The organism is Actinomadura syzygii (assembly GCF_008085905.1).
Classification (GTDB): Bacteria; Actinomycetota; Actinomycetes; order Streptosporangiales; family Streptosporangiaceae; genus Spirillospora; species Spirillospora syzygii.
This window is the reverse complement of sequence record NZ_VSFF01000005.1, coordinates 18,445-35,913: the sequence shown is the minus strand read 5'-3', so window position 1 is coordinate 35,913 and position 17,469 is coordinate 18,445. Positions and strand designations below refer to the sequence as shown.

Below are 17,469 nucleotides of genomic sequence, written 5' to 3'. Positions count from 1 at the left end.
CACGATCAACGTCACCAGAAGTGAGGCTCCGGTCACTCCGGAGCACCTACGATCTCCCGTATCCCCGGATACCGTGCGCGAAGGGGCGCACACAAGGAGACGTTTCCCTGTGAAGTTCAGCTACGCCATGCTCCCCGACTACCCCCTCTCCGAGTCGCTGGCATCCATCGCGCTGGCCGACGAGCTCGGCTTCCACGCGGTCTACGCGGCCGACGAGCCGTGGCACAAGGACCTCTGGCTGCTGTTCGCGGCCGCCGCGGCGAGCACCTCGCGGATCCGGCTCGGCCCGTCGGTGTCGGCGGTGACGCTGCGCGAGCCGTCGCTGATCGCGCAGGCCGCGGCGACGCTCGACGAGCTGACCGGCGGCCGCGCCGAGGTCGTGCTCGGCAGCGGGAACTTCGGCGTGCTCGCCCAGTACAAGATCGACTGGACGACGACCAAGCCGCTCACCAGGGTGAAGGAGGCCGTCGCGGTCGTCCGGACCCTGCTGGACGAGGGCGCCATCACCCGCGACGGGGAGTTCTACTCCTACGACGGGCTGTTCACGTTCGCGCGTCCCGTCCAGGAGCGGCTGCCGGTCAAGATCGGTGCGATGCGCGGGCCGAAGTCGTTCGAGGCGGCCGGTGAGCTGTCCGACGGTGTGCACCACGCGCTCAGCTACTCGCGCCGCGCGTACGAGTACGCGGTCGAGCACGTCAGGAAGGGCGCCGAGCGCGCGGGCAAGGACTGGCGGACGCTCGACATCGGCGCCTGGGTCGTGTTCGCGGTCGGTCCCGACTCGGCCGCCGCGAAGGAGGCGGCCCGCAGCATGGTCGGGCTGTACGCGTCGGCGATGCCCGCCGAGCAGTTGGAGCGCAACGGCGTCGACCCGGCCGACATGATCCCGATCGTCCAGGCCATCACCAACGGCGACCTCGCCAAGGCGATCGAGCTGACGACGCCCGAGATCACCGAGAAGCTGTCGCTGGCGGGCACGCCGGCGGAGGTGCGCGCCAGGATCGAGAGCGACATCGCGCCGACCGGCGTCAACCACATGATCTGCGCGATCACCGACCCCGGGCTGGTGAAGACGTTCACCGGACGCGAGCTCACCGGCGTCCCCGGCGTGGACGGCCAGCTCCGGCTGATCCACGAGCATCTGATGCCCGCGTTCAAGTAGGACTGCCGAGAACGGGCCGGGTGCGTCGAGCGCGCCCGGCCCGTTCCCTCTTTCCGCGCGGCGGTCGAAAAATGGGTGGGCGGCGCGCGGGCGCGCTGGCAGCATGGCGGTGATCACGGCGGAGCCGTGCCGGTCGAGCAGCGGAGGCGAGATGCGCCAGGTCTTCGAAAACTCACAGCGCCCATTCCGGACGAGAGCTTTCGAGGACACCTCCGCCCATGCCCATCCTCAACCTCGGCATCCTCGCGCATGTTGACGCGGGAAAGACCAGCCTGACCGAACGGCTGCTGTACGACACCGGCGCGATAGGCAGGCTCGGCAGCGTCGACGCCGGTGACACCCAGACCGACCGCGGCGAGCTGGAACGCGAGCGCGGCATCACCATCAGGTCCGCCGTCGTGTCGTTCCGGCTGGGGGCGCTGCGGGTCAACCTGATCGACACCCCGGGCCACGCCGACTTCGGCGCCGAGGTCGAACGGGCGCTCGGGGTGCTGGACGGCGCGGTGCTGGTGCTGTCCGCGACCGACGGCGTCCAGGCGCGGACTCGCGTGCTGATGCGCGCCCTCCGCGCGCTGGCGCTGCCCACCCTGATCTTCGTGAACAAGATCGACCTGCCGGGCGCGGACCCGGACGCCGTGCTCGCCGCCATCAAGCGCAGGCTTCCGGCGCGGCCCGTCCCGCTGAACCGCGTGCTGGCCGGACGGGTCGAGCCGCGCGAACCCGCGGCCGAGATCCTGGCGGACGGCGACGAGCGCGTGCTCGCCGACTTCGTCCACGACCGCGCGACGCCGCCGGGCATCCTGGCGGCGTCGCTGCGCGCGCAGACCGCCGCGGGCGCCGTCCAGCCGCTGTACTTCGGCTCGGCGCGGACCGGCGACGGCGTCCCCGACCTGCTGCGCGGGCTCGGCTCGCTGCTGCCCCCGGCCAGGGCGGGCGACGGCGGGACGTGCGGCTCCGTCTTCGCCGTCGAGCGCGCCGCGTCCGGCGAACGGGTCGCCTGGCTGCGGCTGTTCTCCGGCGAACTGCGGCCGCGCGAGCGCGTCGCCTTCGCGGACGGGCGCGGCGGGCGGATCACCGGCCTGGACGTCGCCGGAGCGCCCGGCGACGACGTCCTGACCGCCGGGAACATCGCGCGGGTGCGGGGGCTCGCCGAGGCGCGGGTCGGGGACCGGATCGGGCCGCCCGGCCGGGACGTGCCGCCGTTCCCGCCGCCCTCGCTGGAGACGATCGTGCGCGCCCGCCGTCCGGCCGACGCGGGACGGCTGCGCGCCGCGCTCCTCGACCTCGCCGACGAGGACCCGCTGCTCCGGGCGCGGCCCGCGCCGTCCGGCGCGACGTCCGTCCTGCTGTACGGGGAGGTGCAGAAGGAGGTCGTCGCCGCGCGGCTGCGCGCCGAGTCCGGGATCGAGGCGGTGTTCGAGGAGAGCCGGACCGTCTACATCGAACGTCCCGCCGGGGTGGGCGAGGCCGTGGCGGAGATGAACTGGCGGCGCCGCGTGCCGGACTTCTGGGCGACGATCGGCCTGCGCGTCGAACCGGCGCCGCGCGGCGCCGGGAACACGTTCCGGCGCGAGACCGAGCCGGGCGCGCTGCCGCACGCCCTCGACCGGGCGATCGAGGAGACCGTCCACGGCACTCTCGAAGAGGGGTTGCGGGGGTGGCCGGTCACCGACTGCGCCGTGACGTTGATCCGGTCCGGGTTCGCCGCGCCGATCAGCACGGCCGGTGACTTTCGGGGCCTCACCCCGCTGGTTCTGATGGACGCCTTGGCCCGCGCGGGGACCCGCGTCCACGAGCCGTGCCATGCGTTCGAAGCGGAGGTTCCGGGGGACGCGCTCAGTTCTGTGCTCGGGGCGCTCGGCGCGGTCGGCGCCACGGCGGTCGAGCCCGCGCCCGGCGCGGACGGCTGGACGATCAAGGGCCAGATCCCGGCCGCGCGGGCCGCCGAGGCGGAAGCGGCGCTGCCCGCGCTCACCGGCGGCGAGGGCGCCTGGTGGTCGGGACCGTCCGGGGAGCAGCCCGTCACGGGTTCGCCGCCGTCGCGTCCGCGGCCCTCCCGTCTTCGCGGGCACGGCTGATCGGGCGTTCCGGCTGGTCAGGGCTGTTCGGTCAGCGCGGCTTGGAGGAGGGCGTGCGCTGAGCGGCGCATCAGGGCGACCGCTTCTTCGCGGGAGAGCCCGGCGATGTCGGTGAGCCAGATCAGCGCCTCGATGCCGGTCGCCGAGCGGATCGCCACGGCCAGCCGATGGACGTCCACGTCGGGACGGGACTCGCGGAGCGGGGCGAGGGCGTCCTCGATCCAGGTGACCGCGCGGCCCTGGCGGAGCGGCGGCTGCTCCGCGCCGGGCTCCAGCGAAAGCCGCAGCGAAGCGCGCAGTTGGGGCTCCCACTCGACGGTGAGGTCGGTGAAGGCGCGCATCGCCAGGTCGAGGCGTGCCCGCGGATCGGTCGGCGCGTCGTCGGGGAGCAGCGACGCCTGCCGGGTCTCCGGATGCGCGCCGAGCAGCAGGGCGCGCTGGTTCGGGAAGTACCGGTAGGCCGTCGTCCGGGAGATGCGCGCCGCGGCGGCGGCCTCCTCGACGGTCGGGGTCAGTCCCTGGGCCATGAGGGCGCGGGTGGACGCGACCAGTGCCTCGCGGGTGCGGGACTTCTGCTCGCGGCGTCCGGTCGACTCATATGGTACTGACATTGCCATGATGGTACCGTCGTCCCATGGGGCTTCGGCCCCTCCTGACCGGCGAGCCGAGCGAGGCGGCCATGCACCAGGACACGCACCAGGACATGCAGCGGGACCCCACCGTCACCGATCCCGGGCTCTACACGGTGATCTTCGAGAACGAGCGCGTCCGCGTCCTGGAGTACCGGGACGGGCCGGGCGATCGGACCAGCCCGCACGGTCATCCCGACAGCGTCATGGTCACGTTGAGCTCGTTCAAGCGGCGGCTCACGTCCGGCGGACGTCAGGTGGAGCTCGAACTGCCGGCCGGGCAGGCGCGGTGGCTGGACGCCCAGGAGCACGCCGGGGAGAACATCGGCGACACCGCCACGCACTCGATCTTCGTCGAGCTCAAGGAGCCTCGGCCGGGCGGGTCGGCGGCGGAGGGCTCGCTGGGTCCGCGCTGATCAGCGCGTGGAGGGACGCGGTGAGCCAGCGCTCGTGGGCGGCGGGCGTCCAGCCCATCATGCTGCGGGCCAGCAGGTAGGTCTCGGCGTGGACGAGCAGCGCAGCCGTGTCGGTCAGCCAGTCGAGGTCGAGGTCACGGCCGCCGGGTAGCAGGCCGTCGTCCGCCATCTTGGCCCAGAAGGCGGCGATGTTGGCGCGGGTGGCCTCGCGGCCCGCCTGGGCGGCGGCGGCGAGTTCCGGTTCGGTCGCGGCGGCCTCCAGAGCGACGGCCAGGACGTCCCCGGCGCGGGCCAGCATCCGGCTGCTCCCCGTCGCGAGCGCGGCGAGGCGTTCGGCGGCGCTCGGGGCGGTCTCGGCGCGGGTGAACCAGTCGCGGTGGCGGACGTCGACCGGCGCGGTGTCCCCGGCGAAGGCGACGTCGACGGCGCGTTTGAGCAGGGCCGCCTTGGTGCCGAACCGGACGTAGACCGTGCGCGCCCCGACCCGGGCGCGGTCGGCGACGGCGGCCAGCGTGGTCCCGGCGTAGCCATGTCGGACGAACAGTTCGACGGCGGCGCCGAGGATCTTCTCCTCGGTCTCGGCGACACGGGCGGCCCGCAGATCGGGCTTGACGGGGTCGGACATGCATTGCAGTATAACTGCATCAATGCACTCCTACTGCAAGGAGATCGCGATGGGGGATCGCAGCGCCACCTCTCCGGCGGACGGCTCGGGCCCGCCCCGGCTGGACGGCGTCCACCACCTGAAGCTCCCGGTCGCCGACCTGGCCCGATCCCTGGAGTGGTACCGCTCCAGGCTCGGATACGAGGTCGACATCGAGTTCGTCGAGCAGGGCACGTTGATGGGGTACGCGCTGCGGCATCCGGCGGGTGGGCCGGTGCTGGCCCTTCGCCTCGACCCCGAGCGGGCCGTCGCCGCGGCGGGGTTCGACTACTTCGCCATCGGCGTCCCCGACAAAGCCGCGATCGAGGAACTCGCGGCGCGGCTGACCGCGCTCGGCGAATCCCACGCGGGGGTGCATTTCGCGACCATCGGCTGGATATTGCCGGAGCTGCACGACCCCGACGGGCACGAGGTCCGCTTCTACACCACGGCCCATCACACCGAAACGGGGCCCGATTCGCTGCGTGTCGACGACCCACGCGAAACGGCCGCCCGACGCGCCGCCGCGGCGGGCGAGACCCCATAGGCCGGACGGGGTTCAGGGGCGATAGTGGAGCGGTGAACGGGACACTGCGAGCCGATCTGTTACGCCGGGCCGCCCGCGACCAGAGGGTCCGGACGTCGACGCCCCGCCATTACCGGTCCCCCTTCCGGGCATTGCGTTTCCTCTGGGTGGACGACAGGAACGCGGCCTGGCTGGACCGCGTCGTCCGGCGGCACGGCTGGCCGGGGAACGCGCTGGTCGGGGAGCAGGCCGCCGACGCCGCCTGGCTGCTCGCCCAGCACGCGGACCGGCGGCGCCGCGCGCAACGCCGCTTCCTGCTGGCCCTGCGGGACGCGGTCGCGCGCGGCGACGCCGATCGGAAACGCCTCGCCTATCTGGAGGACCGTGTCCGGGTCAACGCCGGTCGTCCGCAGCGATACGGAACCCAGTACACGGAGACCGAGTCGGGGTTCGGGCCGCAGCCGATCGAAGACCCCGACGGCCTGGACGAGCGGCGCGCCGAAATGGGCCTGCCGCCCATGGACGAATACGACGCGGAAATGCGCGGCCTTCTCGACTCCTGGCCAGGGCGCGGCACATGACGGCGCGCCGGACGGCCTTTCAGCTCACCGCGGCGTCGAACATTCCGGGCTCGTAGGAGCCGCCCTGGTTGCGCACGATGACGTTCATCCGGTTGGCGGCGTTGATCAGGGCGACCAGTGAGACGAGCGCCGAGATCTGGTCGTCGTCGTAGTGCTCGCGCGCCTTTTCCCACGTCGCGTCGGACACGCCGTGGTGGGCGTCCGCGAGGCGCGTGCCCTCCTCGGCGAGCGCCAGCGCGGCGCGCTCCGCCTCGGTGAACACGGTGGTCTCGCGCCACGCGGCGACCAGGCTGAGCCGGACCGCCGTCTCCCCGGCGGCCGCCGCCTCCTTGGTGTGGAGGTCGACGCAGAGGCCGCAGCCGTTGATCTGGCTGGCCCGCAGCATGACCAGGTCCTGCACGGCCTTCGGCAGCGGCGAGCCCTCGATCACCGCGTGCGCGCCCGCCATCCGCCTGGCGATCTTGGCGCCGATCTCGTTCGTCATCATGTCGATCCGCGGTTCCATGACGTCGTCCTCACTTGGGTGGTTCCTGCTGGACGACCACAAGATGCCGCCGGTCTCGTCCTTGTGACGGCCCGGATGTGTGCCGTGTGTCACCGGCCCCTGGCTGTCACAAAACGGGAGGACCGAGCATCTTGTGTGCGGCGTGTTGAATGACGAGTGGGGGGAGCAGGCCATGAGCGAAGGGACAGAGGGGTCCGTCCAGGACGGTCGGATGGACGCCGCCACCGAGGCGTTCGTCGCCCACCGGAATCTGCTCTTCACCGTCGCGTACGAGATGCTCGGGTCGGCCGCCGACGCCGAGGACGTCCTCCAGGAGACCTGGCTGCGCTGGGCGGGCGTCGACCTCGCGACGGTGCGGGACCAGCGCGCCTACCTGGTGCGGATCACCACCCGGCAGGCGCTGTCGCGGCTGCGCACGCTCGGCCGCCGCAAGGAGTCCTATGTCGGGCCGTGGCTGCCGGAGCCGCTGCTGACGACGCCCGACGTGGCGGACGACGTCGAACTGGCCGACAGCGTCTCGATGGCGATGCTGCTCGTCCTGGAGACGTTGAAGCCGACCGAGCGGGCGGTGTTCGTGCTGCGCGAGGTGTTCGACCTCGGATACGACGAGATCGCGGAGGCGGTCGGGAAGAACGCGGCGGCCGTCCGCCAGATCGCGCACCGGGCGCGGGCGCACGTCGCCGAGCGGCGGCCGCGCGGGGACGTGTCGGCGGCCGAGACGCGCGGCGCGCTCGCGGCGTTCCAGGTGGCGATCGAGACGGGCGACCTGCGGGGGCTGCTCGACGTCCTCGCGCCGGACGTCGTCCTCCTCGGGGACGGCGGCGGGGTCGTGCAGGCCGTGCCGCAGCCGGTCGTCGGGGCCGCGAAGGTGGCGCGCCTGCTGTCGGTCGGGCTGCCCAAGCTCGGCGGGATCGCGACGGTCGAGGTGGCGCAGGTCAACGGGTGGCCGGCGCTGATCGTCCGGATCGGCGGGGAGATCGACGACGTCGTGGCGGTCCGGATCGACGACGGGCTGGTGACCGGGCTCTATGTCGTCCGGAACCCGGAGAAGCTGGCGCGGCTGGGGCGGGAGACGCCGGTCAGCCGCTGATCCGGAGGGACGCCGGGCCGGGAACGTCCGAGGCGGGTGGTACGCCTTGGGGCATGAGCGTCGAGGAGTTCCTGGAGCTGGTGCTCGGGCTGCCGGAGGTGACCGAGCGCGAGTCCTTCGGGGAGATGACGGGCTTCCGCGTGCGCGGCAAGGGCTTCTGCTACCTCAGCGAGGCCAAGCAGTCGATCATGGTGAAGGCGACGCGGGAGGAGCAGGCCGCCCTCATCGCGGACGATTCCGACACCTTCTCCCCGTCCTGGACGAGCGGACGCTTCGCCTGGGTGGAGATCAAGCTGCCCAGCGTCGACGCAGGTCAGCTAGCCGAACTGGTCATCGAGGGGTGGCGGCTGTCCGCACCGAAACGCCTCGCCGCGAGCGTGCTCGAAGAAATTTCTGGCGGTGACCGATGAGTCGGGGGTGATCGGGCGGTACATACCGCTGACCGATCAGAAGGAGCGTTTCGATGAACAGCACCGAGTCCGAACTCCGCGCCATGTTCGACAAGATGTACAAGGCTTGGGCGGACGGCGACGCCGCCGCGTTCGCCGACCACTACACCGACGACGCGACCGTCGTGATGCCCGGCGTGTTCCACCAGGGGCGGGACGCGGTCCGCGAGTCCATGGCGGCGGGGTTCGCCGGTCCGCTGAAGGGGTCGAGCGCCGTGGACGAGCCGCAGGACGTGCGCGTCCACGGCGACACGGCGGTGATCGTCAGCCGGGCGGGCATCCTGATGGCGGGGGCGAGCGAGGTTCCGGCCGAGGGGGAACGGCTCGCCACGTGGGTGCTGTCGAAGCGGGACGGGCGGTGGCTCGTGTCCGCCTACTCCAACACGCCCGCGCACTAGGCGGAGGGGGCACGTGATCGACGACGACTTCGAGTCGGCGGCGGGGGCGTACCGGAAGGAGCTTCTGGTGCACTGCTACCGGATGCTCGGTTCGGTGCACGAGGCGGAGGACCTCGTCCAGGAGACGATGCTGCGCGCCTGGCGGGCCTGGGACCGGTACGACGCGCGGCGGGCGTCCGTCCGGACCTGGCTGTACAAGATCGCGACGAACGCGTGCCTGACGGCGTTGCAGGGGAGGGCGCGGCGGCCGCTGCCGTCCATGGTCAGCGGGCCGGAGCCGGGCGAGGCGGAGTTCCCGCTCGCCCCCGCGCTGGACGTGCCGTGGCTGCAGCCCTTCCCGGACGCCATGCTCGACGATCCGGCCTCGCGGGTCGCGCGGCGCGGGAGCCTGCGGCTGGCGCTGATCGCGGCGATGCAGGTGCTGCCGCCGAAGCAGCGGGCGGTGCTGATCCTGCGGGACGTCCTGGAGTTCAGCGCGGCCGAGACGGCGGAGCTGCTGGAGACGTCGACGGCCGCCGTGAACAGCGCGCTGCAGCGGGCGCGGGCCGGGCTGTCCAACGTCGGGGTGACGGAGGACGAGGTCGCCGAGCCGGACGACGCCGCCGTCAACGATCTCCTCGACAGGTACATCCGGTCGTTCGAGACGGCGGACGTCGGCGCCCTGGTGACGCTGCTGACCGACGACGCGGCGCTGGAGATGCCGCCCGTCCCGCATTGGTACAGGGGAAGGCACTCCTACGGGCTCTTCATGGTGCGCCTTTTCGAGTGGCGCGGCACCGGCTGGCGCATGGTCCGGACGACCGCCAACGGCCAGCCCGCACTCGTCGCCTACCTCCTCGACGACGGCGTCTACCGGCTCCACACGCTGCAGGTTCTCACTGTGGAGGGCGACCGGATCACGCGGAACGTCGTCTTCTCCGAGGCGCGGGTCCTCTCGTCGTTCGGCCTCGCCCCGACCCTTCCGGAGCCCTGAGCCGACCATGCGAACGGAGGGATTCGGTTGCGGACAACCGAACGGCGCGCGCCCGTAGGATGGGGGCATGACGGGGACCGCCGACGACGACGCCTTGACGCTGGACGGGCAGGTCTGCTTCGTCCTGCACGCGACCTCACGGGCCTTCGACGCGCTCTACCGGGCGGAGCTCCGCGACCTCGGCCTGACCTACCCGCAGTACCTCGTCATGATCGTCCTCTGGGAGGAGGACGGCCCCACGGTGAAGCGGCTCGGCGAGCGCCTCCGCCTCGACTCGGGCACCCTGTCGCCGCTGCTCACCCGCCTGGAGACGGCCGGACTCGTGGCCCGCCGCCGCGGCCGCGAGGACGAACGCTCGGTGTCGGTGCACCTGACCGGCCGCGGCGCCGCCCTACGCGCACGGGCGGTCGACGTCCCCCGCCGAGTCCTGGCGGCGACCGGCCTCACTCCGGCGGAGTTGGCCGACCTGCACAACGTCCTACGCGACCTGACCCAACGCCTGGACTCCGCCGCCCAAACCCTCGCCTGACCACCCCCGCGCAACGCCGCACGCGGCCGTCGGATCCGCGTTGGGACGGAGGCGGGCCAGGGGCTGAGCGTTAACGGGGGATGCGGTCCAGGACGGGGAGGGGCGCCAAGCCGTATTGGTAGTAGTCGACGGTGTCGGCGCCGGAGGTTCGGGCGGCGGTCGCCTTGGCGGCGAGGTGGGCGGCTGAGGTCGTGTCCGGGATGCCGGGGCGGAGGACGGCTCGCAGGGCCGTGTCCGTGCCCAGCGCGGTGCGGTAGGCGGTGACGTCCTCGGCTACGCGGGCCTCGTCGGAGGCGTAGCAGAGCACCGCGTACGACGGGACGACCTTGCCCACGCCGGACGGGTCGACGCCGATCCGCCAGGCGGACGCGGCGGCCGGGTCGCCGGTGGGGCGTCCGTCCGCGTAGCCCTTAACGGCGCCGGTCAGGTCGAGGAAGGTCAGCCGGGAGCCCTCGTCCGCCACGGCCGCGGCGACGTCGGCGGCGAGCGACGTCACGACCGGGGTGCGGGCGTGCGCGTAGTTGATGAGCACGTCCGGGATCGCGTCGATCGGCGGGCCGCCGTCCAGGACGGACGCGACCAGGCAGGACGCGGCGTCGTGCGCGGCGTCGGCGGCCGGGACGCGCTCGCGGCAGTGCGCGCAGAAGCACAGGCCCAGCGCGAACTCGGCCGCCGGTCCGAGCTCCACGAAGGAGCGCTCGTGGTGGTAGCCGTGCTGGAACGTCCCGAAATGGAGGGACTCGGCGACCACGGAGTCCATGCCCTGCCGGGCGATGGCGCGGCCGAGCGCGACCGCGTACGCGCGCACGTCCGGGTTGGACGGGCACAGGTCGGCGGGTGCGGCGCGGTCGCCGAAACAGTTCTCCTGCGTCACGTCCGGGAAAGCGAGGCCGAGCGTGGTGTTGTGCAGGAAGACGCCCCATCCGTGGAGGGGCACGCCCAGCTCGCGTGTCTGCTCCCGGAGAGCCCGCACGGGTTCGCGTTCCGCGCCCTTCTGCACGGGCGGGGTCAGGCGGAGGCCGTCGAAAGCGTCGTCCAGGGGGAAGTGAACCCCGTCGTGGCGCATGGTCACGCGGGTGCGGCCGTGGGGCGTCACGTCGCGGGCGCGGTGGTAGGCGGCCCCGATCGTGATGGACGTGACACCGTGGGAGAGGACCCGCGCGACGTCGTCACCGTCGCCGCGCAGGTCCTCGACCAGGACGTAGAGGGATGAATCCATCAGCTCTTCTTGTAGGCGACGAAGTCGATCTCGACCAGGATGTTCATCAGGTCGGAGCCCACGGTCGTGCGCACCGGGTACGGCTCGTTGAAGTGCGCCCGGTACACCTCGTCGTAGGCGGCGAAGTCGCGGTGCAGCTCCTGGAGATGGACGGTCGACTTCACGACGTCGTCCAGGCCGAGGCCGTGCTCGGCGAGGACGGCGGTCAGGTTCGCGAGGGTCTGCCGGGTCTGCGCCGCGACGTCGTCCCCGACGACCTCGCCGGTCTTCGGGTCGATCGGACCCATCCCGGACGTGTACACGAAGTCGCCGACCACGAGGGCCTGCGAGTAGGTGCCGAGGGGCGCGGGCGCCGCCGCGCTGCGAAGTTCGCGCTTGCTCATGGCTCTCCTCATCGGGTGACGGTGTCTTCGGTCGATTTCAGCAGTTCGAGATCACGGCGGCTCGGGAGACCCTCCCAGTCGCCGCGGACGGTGACCGCGTACGCGCCCGCGGCCGTCGCGGTGGCGAGCCGCTCGGCGACCGGACGGCCCCGCACGAACTCCGCGAGGTATCCGGCGGCGAACGCGTCCCCCGCCCCGACCGGGTCGATCACCGGGACCCGGTGCGCGGGCTGGACATGCAACGTTCCCGCGCAGGACGCGACCACCCCGGCCGCGCCCCGTTTGACCAGCACGTCGCTCGGGCCGAGCGCGGCGAGCCCGGTGGCGAGCCCCGCCGGGTCGTCGGCGGCCACGACGAGCCGCGCCTCGGCCTCGGTCGCGAACACGAGGTCGGCGCGTTTCACCAGGTCGCGCAGGGATTCACCGGCCTCGTCGGGGGACCACAGGGCGCTGCGGTAGTTCAGGTCGAGGGACACGGGGACGCCCGCGTCCCGGGCCGTCTCGACGGCGTCGTCCAGCGCCGCGCGGGCGGTCCGGCTGATCGCCGCCGTGATCCCGGTGACGTGCAGGACGCGCGCCGACCTGATCAGCGCGTGCGGGACGTCCGCCGGGCCGAGCCGGGAGCCCGCGCTGCCCGTCCGGTAGTACTGGACGCGGGTGAGCGTCCCCGACCGGCGCTCCTTGAACAGGAGCGCGGTCGGGGCCGACGCGTCGGTGACGGCGTGGTCGATGCGGACTCCCTCGCCCGCGAGCGCCGTCGTGATGAGACGGCCGAACTCGTCGTCGCCGACGCGTCCGAACCAGGCGGCGGTGGCGCCGAGGCGGCGCAGGCCGATGGCCGTGTTCGACTCGGCGCCGCCGATCCCGAGGTCGAGCGTCCGGGCGTGCCGCATCGGCCCCACGACCGGGTTCTCCAGCCGCGCCATCGTCTCCCCGAACGTCACAAGATCGACCCTCGTCGCGGGCCGCCCCGGTGATTCTCGCTCCGCTGCGGTCATCGGGCCCTCTTCTCCGGGGGACGACCCCCGGACCCCCGAGGGCAGCCCCGATGATCCTCGCTCCGCTGCGGTCATCGGGCCCTCTTTTCCGGGGGACGACCCCCGGACCCCCGAGGGGCGCCCCGATGATCCTCGCTCCGCTGCGGTCATCGGGGCTGGGCTTCCGGGGGAGGCGGGGCGGCGGCCTGGAGGCGGGCCGTGCGGACGCCGTTCAGGACGCGGTAGGCGCGGTCGGCCATGGCGGTCAGCGAGCCGCCGTCGAGGGCGTCGCCGATCAGGGAGCCGCCGAGCCCGACGCCGATCGCGCCCGCGCGGATGTAGTCGCCCGCGTGACCGGGACGGACGCCGCCGGTCGGCAGGAGCGCGATGTCCCGGAACGGCTCGGCGAGGTCGCGCAGGTAGGTGGGTCCGAACAGGTGCGCGGGGAAGACCTTCACGGCGGTCGCGCCGAGGTCCCACGCACGCGCGACCTCGCCGGGCGTGAGCGCGCCCGGGTAGTAGGGGACGCCCAGTTCGTGGGCCTTCCCGGCGACCGCCGGGTCGGTGTCGGGCGCCACCAGGAAGGACGCGCCCGCGTCGACGGCGGCGGACGCGTCGTCGGCGGACCGGACCGTCCCGGCGCCGAGTTCGACGTCGTCGGGGTACCGGTCGCGGGCGGCGCGCAGCGCGTCCAGCGCGCCCGGAGTGTTGAGGGTGATCTCCAGGCAGCGGATGCCGGCGGCGACCAGGGTGTCCAGGACGCCGGTCACGCGGGCGTGGTCGGTGCCGCGCACGACCGCGACGACGCCGGTGGCCGTCAGCGCGCCTCCCGGCGCCAAGCGGGGGGTCATGGTCGTCCTCTCGAAGGGGGTTTCACTGTGTCAGAAGCCCAACGGGTCAGAAGTAGGTGCGGATCAGGTCGGTCACCGTGTGGTCGTCGTCGACGACCGGGATGACCTGCCATTTGTCGAAGGCCGTGCAGGGGTGGGAGATCCCGAAGCAGATCAGGTCGCCCGGCCGCGGGGACGGCCCCTCCACCGCCACGTAGGCGTGGTGGTCGTTGGTGTCGGTGACGCGCAGGCCGTCCGCGGGCAGCACGGTCCCGTCCCGCCGCCGGACGCGCAGCGGGACGGGCAGCCCCGCGTCGTAGGGCGCCTCCCGCTTGCCCATCCCGACGATCGCGAGCCCGTCCTCCGGGACGGACGTGACCTGCGCCCAGATCTCCAGCGCGGCGTCCAGCGAGCCGGGCAGCCGGGTGAACGGCGTCCGCTCGGTGTAGATGCCGTCGTCGTGCGTCACGTACGCGCCGCTGCGCAGGATCACGGTCAGCTCGTGGCCGGGCAGCCAGTCCCCGGCCAGCCGCTCCGCGACCTGGTCGAAGTAGGCGCTGCCGCCCGCGGTGACGACGACCTCGCGGGGCAGCAGCCCGGTCTCGGACAGGGCGGCGGTCGCGTCGCGGAGCGTCCCGAGGTAGGCGCCCGCGGCCGCGACGTCCGGCAGCCCGCCCTCGTATCCCGCGACGCCCGCGAGCTCGGTGCCGGGGGAGGCGGCGACGGCGCGGGCGACGCTGGTCAGCTCCTCGACGGTGCGGCAGCCGGTGCGCCCGTTCGGGTGGCCGAACTCGACGAGCACCCGGAACGGGCGGGGCCCGGCGGCGGCGGAGAGCGCGGCGACGCCTTCGAGCGAGTCCGCGTACAGCAGGAACTCCATGCCGCGGTCGACCTCGGCGCCGAGCCAGCGCAGCGCGGTCGGGTCGAGCAGCTCGTTGGCCAGCAGGATCCGCGGGACGCCGAACGTCCGGTAGGCGAGCACCTGGTTCGCGGTCGCGGCGGTGATGCCCCAGGCGCCCGCGTCGAGCTGGGTCTGGAACAGCGACGGCGCCATGGTCGTCTTGCCGTGCGGCGCGAAGGTCAGGTCGTGCCGGGCGCAGAACGCGGCCAGCTCGGCGATGTTGTGCTCCAGCGCCGATCTGCGCAGGATCATGAGCGGCCAGGTGAACGGGCCGCCGAACAGCGGGTGCCGGGCGGCGGCGAACTCCGCGAACGGGACGGCCGGGCCGGGCTGCCAGAAGCCCTTCGTCCGCCAGTCGACGTACTCGTCCGGAATCGTGAGGTTCACGGCTGGTTCCCTCCATGCGGATCACGGTCGGTACCGCTGCGCTCGGCGGGACGGTCGAACGCCCGGTCGAGTGCCCGGTCGGGGCGGCGGCGCGGTTGCCGGGACGAGCCCAGCACGCGGGAGATCTCCAGCCCGGTCCGCTCCACCATCGGCCCGACCTCCCGCACCCGCGCCGGCGTCATCCGGGACGTCAGCCCGGACACGCTGAGCGCGCCCACGGCCCGGTCGGTGTGGTCGAAGATCGGCGCGGCGACGCAGCGCACCTCGGGCTCGTTCTCCCGGTCGTCCACGGCGTACCCGGAGAGCCGGACGCGCTCCAGCTCGGTCGCGAGCCGGGCCGGGTCGGTGATCGTCCGCTCGGTGCGCGGGGTGAGCCCGGCGGCGACCACGAGCTGGAAGTCGTCGTCGCCGAGCCAGGCGAGGATGGCCTTGCCGACGGCGGTCCGGTAGGCGGGCATCCGCATCCCGACGCGGGACGCCATCCGGACGTTGTGCTCGTTCTCCACCTTGTCGATGTAGACGACCTCGGGCGCGTCGTAGACGACGAGGTGGCACGTCTCCCCCACGACGTGCTGGAGGCGGCGCAGCGGGTCGGCGGCGACGGACCGCATGTCCAGCGACGACAGGTACGCCTGCCCGAGCCGCAGCGCGCCGTGCCCGAGCCGGAACCAGCCCGTCTCGCGGTCGCGGGTGAGCAGGTCGCCGTCGATCAGCGGGGCGGCGAGCCGCAGCACGGTGCTCTTGCTCAGGCCGAGGTCGTCGGCGATCTGGGTGAGGGACACGCCGCGCGCGTCGGCGTGGTCGCGGACGTGGTCGAGCACCGCGAGCGCCCGGCGCAGCGACGACGACTGGTTCCGCGCGGGCTTCGCCCCCGCCTTGGCACCCGCCTTGGTCGTCGCCTTGGTCGTGGCCTCGGCCGCGGGTTCCGCGGTCTCGTCGATGCTCATGTCGTGCTCCCCGGAAGCAGTCCACGGGTGATAACGTCGCGGGCCGCCGCGAGGTGCCGCCCGGCGCGGGCGAGCGAGATCTCGTGGTGGCCCGGCAGCAGTATGTCGATCTCCAGCGCGGCGAGGCGCGCCAGGCTGGCGGCGTATTCGGGGACGCGCGCGTCGTGCAGGTTCTGCAGCGAGATCCGCCCGGCGGTGAACACGCAGTCGCCGGAGAACAGGGCGCGGCCCTCGGGCGCGTCGAGCAGGTAGCAGATGTGCCCGTCGGCGTGCCCCGGCGTGGCGATCGCGGTGAGGACGACCCCGCCGCCGAGGTCGACCCTCTCCCCGTCCGCGATGGGGCGCACCGCCGGGCACGCCGGGAAGGCGTACTCCGGCGGGTACACCCCGGCCGCCTTGCCCCGGTCGACGCTGAGCTTGTCCTCCGCGCCGGACGCGATCCAGTCGCTCGCCGGTGCCCCCGCGCGAACGGCGATCCCCTCCACGTCCCGCGCGACGGCGGCGGCGCCGCCCGCGTGGTCGGCGTGCCCGTGGGTGAGCAGCAGGTGCCGCTCCCCCGCCGGTCCGGCGGCGGTGCGCAGCCGCCGCGCCAGCAGCCCGGCGGACGTCCCGGCGCCCGCGTCGACCAGCGCCGCGCCCCGCGACCCGCGCACCAGGTAGACGTGGCAGTCCAGCGGGTCGGTGAGGTCGAACCCGGCCGCTCCGCTGCCGACGAGTTCCACGTGTTGCGTCAGCCTCATGCCGTCCCCCCGGCGAGGGAGCGGACGGTGTCGACGACCAACCGGGCGGCGGCGTCCACGTCGGCGAGCGCCACGGACTCGGCCGCCGAGTGCGCGTCGGCGATCGAGCCGGGCCCGAACACGACCGACGGGATGCCCGCGCGGGCGAGCTTGCTCGCGTCCGTCCCGAACGGCATCCCCTGGACGGACGAAGGCCGTCCCGCCGCCTCAAGCACGGCGCGGAGCGCGGCGGGCACCGGGCTCGTCGCCGGGGTGTCGAGCGCGTAGTCGACGGTGAACGGGTCGTCCACCTCGACCTGGCCCGGCAGGACGGCGGTCAGCTCGGCGCGGTCGCGGCGCCACACCTCCAGGGGGTCCTCCCCGGGCAGGGTGCGGCGGTCGACGTCGATCTCGCAGCGGCCCGGGACGGTGTTCGGCCCCTCGCCGCCCCTGATCCGGGTGACGCAGCGGGTCGCCGGGCCGAGCAGCGGATGCGGCCCGGCGTCCGGCGGCGTCCCGGCGATGTGGTCGATCACGCGGGACATGAGGGTGACCGCGTTGACGGCCTCGTCCGGACGCGAGCTGTGCCCGGCCCTCCCCAGCGTCCGGACGGTGTACCGCACGCACCCCTTGTGCGCCGTCGCCGGGACGAGCCCGGTCGGCTCCCCGACGATCGCGCCCACGACGTCCGCGTCGGCGAGGTCGGAGATCAGGCCGAGGACGCCCTGGTAGGCGTGCTCCTCGTCCATCACCCCGGCGACGACGACCCCGAACGGCGGCGGCGGACCGGCCGCCAGCTCGGCCGCCGCCAGCATGAACGCCGCCAGCGGCCCCTTCGCGTCGCACGCGCCGCGCCCGTACAGGCGGCCGTCGCGGACCGTCCCGGCGAACGGGTCGACGGTCATGCCGTCGGTCTCGACGGTGTCGAGATGCGACTCCAGCAGGACGAAGCGCGGGTCGCGCCCCGGCACGGTCGCGACCACGTTGGGACGCCCCGGCGACACCTCCCGAACCTCGGCCTTGATACCGCGCCCGCCGAACCAGTCGCGCACATAAGCGGCGACCGCAGCCTCCCCAGCACCCGACCCGCCCCGCGGGTTAATGCTGGGAATGCCGATCATGTCCCTGAG

Annotated in this window: 21 protein-coding genes; 10 read left to right on the top strand and 11 right to left on the bottom strand. The window is 73.4% G+C overall.

The features are described from left to right. The first annotated feature begins 109 nt into the window (after positions 1–109). Both FXF65_RS12665 and FXF65_RS12660 read left to right on the top strand, forming a co-directional pair. Positions 110–1,159, top strand: coding sequence for an LLM class flavin-dependent oxidoreductase (locus FXF65_RS12665; RefSeq protein WP_148350044.1), 1,050 nt, complete (start codon positions 110–112; stop codon positions 1,157–1,159). Positions 1,160–1,377: 218 nt separating this feature from the next. Beyond that, positions 1,378–3,237, top strand: coding sequence for an elongation factor G (locus tag FXF65_RS12660; protein ID WP_148350042.1), 1,860 nt, complete (start codon positions 1,378–1,380; stop codon positions 3,235–3,237). A gap of 17 nt (positions 3,238–3,254) precedes the next feature. Here FXF65_RS12660 and FXF65_RS12655 read toward each other — a convergent pair whose 3' ends face one another. Then, the gene (locus tag FXF65_RS12655) at positions 3,255–3,848 is read right to left on the bottom strand and encodes a TetR/AcrR family transcriptional regulator (RefSeq protein WP_148350040.1); all 594 of its coding nucleotides are present in this window, start codon (positions 3,846–3,848) and stop codon (positions 3,255–3,257) included. 23 nt (positions 3,849–3,871) lie between these two features. Here FXF65_RS12655 and FXF65_RS12650 point away from each other — a divergent pair, with 23 nt between their 5' ends. Beyond that, positions 3,872–4,282, top strand: coding sequence for a cupin domain-containing protein (locus FXF65_RS12650; protein WP_222868538.1), 411 nt, complete (start codon positions 3,872–3,874; stop codon positions 4,280–4,282). Here FXF65_RS12650 and FXF65_RS12645 read toward each other — a convergent pair. Continuing rightward, positions 4,227–4,907, bottom strand: a complete 681-nt coding sequence (locus FXF65_RS12645; protein WP_148350039.1) for a TetR/AcrR family transcriptional regulator — start codon at positions 4,905–4,907, stop codon at positions 4,227–4,229. The two genes, FXF65_RS12650 and FXF65_RS12645, sit on opposite strands and share 56 nt — an antisense overlap. Positions 4,908–4,956: 49 nt before the next feature. Here FXF65_RS12645 and FXF65_RS12640 point away from each other — a divergent pair, with 49 nt between their 5' ends. Further along, complete coding sequence (locus FXF65_RS12640; RefSeq protein WP_148350037.1) at positions 4,957–5,472, top strand: VOC family protein; 516 nt, start codon at positions 4,957–4,959, stop codon at positions 5,470–5,472. Positions 5,473–5,504: 32 nt separating this feature from the next. Then, on the top strand, positions 5,505–6,032 hold the full coding sequence (locus tag FXF65_RS12635) for a DUF6624 domain-containing protein (RefSeq protein ID WP_148350035.1): 528 nt from the start codon (positions 5,505–5,507) through the stop codon (positions 6,030–6,032). 19 nt (positions 6,033–6,051) lie between these two features. On the opposite strand, the gene FXF65_RS12630 is transcribed toward FXF65_RS12635, so the two are convergent. After that, positions 6,052–6,537, bottom strand: coding sequence for a carboxymuconolactone decarboxylase family protein (locus FXF65_RS12630; RefSeq protein WP_148350034.1), 486 nt, complete (start codon positions 6,535–6,537; stop codon positions 6,052–6,054). A gap of 172 nt (positions 6,538–6,709) precedes the next feature. Between FXF65_RS12630 and FXF65_RS12625 the strand changes: the two genes are divergently transcribed. From FXF65_RS12625 to FXF65_RS12605, 5 genes are all read left to right on the top strand, one after another. Further along, positions 6,710–7,627, top strand: coding sequence for an RNA polymerase sigma-70 factor (locus FXF65_RS12625; protein ID WP_148350033.1), 918 nt, complete (start codon positions 6,710–6,712; stop codon positions 7,625–7,627). A gap of 53 nt (positions 7,628–7,680) precedes the next feature. Next, positions 7,681–8,037: an MmcQ/YjbR family DNA-binding protein gene (locus FXF65_RS12620; protein ID WP_148350031.1), complete on the top strand. Its 357-nt coding sequence runs from the start codon at positions 7,681–7,683 to the stop codon at positions 8,035–8,037. 53 nt (positions 8,038–8,090) lie between these two features. Continuing rightward, complete coding sequence (locus tag FXF65_RS12615) at positions 8,091–8,474, top strand: SgcJ/EcaC family oxidoreductase (RefSeq protein WP_148350029.1); 384 nt, start codon at positions 8,091–8,093, stop codon at positions 8,472–8,474. 13 nt (positions 8,475–8,487) lie between these two features. Next, complete coding sequence (locus FXF65_RS12610) at positions 8,488–9,447, top strand: sigma-70 family RNA polymerase sigma factor (protein ID WP_148350027.1); 960 nt, start codon at positions 8,488–8,490, stop codon at positions 9,445–9,447. 67 nt (positions 9,448–9,514) lie between these two features. After that, entirely contained in the window at positions 9,515–9,976 is a 462-nt protein-coding gene (locus tag FXF65_RS12605; RefSeq protein WP_148350025.1) for a MarR family winged helix-turn-helix transcriptional regulator, read from the top strand. 70 nt (positions 9,977–10,046) lie between these two features. Here FXF65_RS12605 and FXF65_RS12600 read toward each other — a convergent pair whose 3' ends face one another. The 8 genes from FXF65_RS12600 to FXF65_RS12565 all read right to left on the bottom strand — a co-directional run bounded on the left by FXF65_RS12600 (position 10,047) and on the right by FXF65_RS12565 (position 17,460). Next, positions 10,047–11,195 (bottom strand): hypothetical protein, encoded by a 1,149-nt coding sequence (locus FXF65_RS12600; RefSeq protein WP_148350023.1) that lies wholly within the window; start codon positions 11,193–11,195, stop codon positions 10,047–10,049. Beyond that, on the bottom strand, positions 11,195–11,578 hold the full coding sequence (locus tag FXF65_RS12595; protein ID WP_148350021.1) for a RidA family protein: 384 nt from the start codon (positions 11,576–11,578) through the stop codon (positions 11,195–11,197). The genes FXF65_RS12600 and FXF65_RS12595 overlap by 1 nt, the downstream gene beginning before the upstream one ends. 8 nt (positions 11,579–11,586) lie before the next feature. Beyond that, positions 11,587–12,576 carry a sugar kinase gene (locus tag FXF65_RS12590; RefSeq protein WP_148350019.1) on the bottom strand — a complete coding sequence of 330 codons (990 nt, stop codon included), beginning with the start codon at positions 12,574–12,576 and terminating at the stop codon, positions 11,587–11,589. A gap of 146 nt (positions 12,577–12,722) precedes the next feature. Further along, positions 12,723–13,406 (bottom strand): bifunctional 4-hydroxy-2-oxoglutarate aldolase/2-dehydro-3-deoxy-phosphogluconate aldolase, encoded by a 684-nt coding sequence (locus FXF65_RS12585; protein ID WP_148350017.1) that lies wholly within the window; start codon positions 13,404–13,406, stop codon positions 12,723–12,725. Between the two features lie 46 nt (positions 13,407–13,452). After that, positions 13,453–14,673, bottom strand: a complete 1,221-nt coding sequence (locus FXF65_RS12580; protein WP_148350015.1) for an alanine racemase — start codon at positions 14,671–14,673, stop codon at positions 13,453–13,455. Further along, positions 14,670–15,620 (bottom strand): IclR family transcriptional regulator, encoded by a 951-nt coding sequence (locus FXF65_RS12575; RefSeq protein WP_148350013.1) that lies wholly within the window; start codon positions 15,618–15,620, stop codon positions 14,670–14,672. Before FXF65_RS12575 ends, FXF65_RS12580 begins: the two co-directional genes overlap by 4 nt. Then, positions 15,617–16,360 (bottom strand): MBL fold metallo-hydrolase, encoded by a 744-nt coding sequence (locus tag FXF65_RS12570; RefSeq protein ID WP_148350012.1) that lies wholly within the window; start codon positions 16,358–16,360, stop codon positions 15,617–15,619. The genes FXF65_RS12575 and FXF65_RS12570 overlap by 4 nt, the downstream gene beginning before the upstream one ends. Beyond that, complete coding sequence (locus tag FXF65_RS12565) at positions 16,357–17,460, bottom strand: M20 family metallopeptidase (protein ID WP_187412254.1); 1,104 nt, start codon at positions 17,458–17,460, stop codon at positions 16,357–16,359. The genes FXF65_RS12570 and FXF65_RS12565 overlap by 4 nt, the downstream gene beginning before the upstream one ends. Positions 17,461–17,469: the final 9 nt, after the last annotated feature.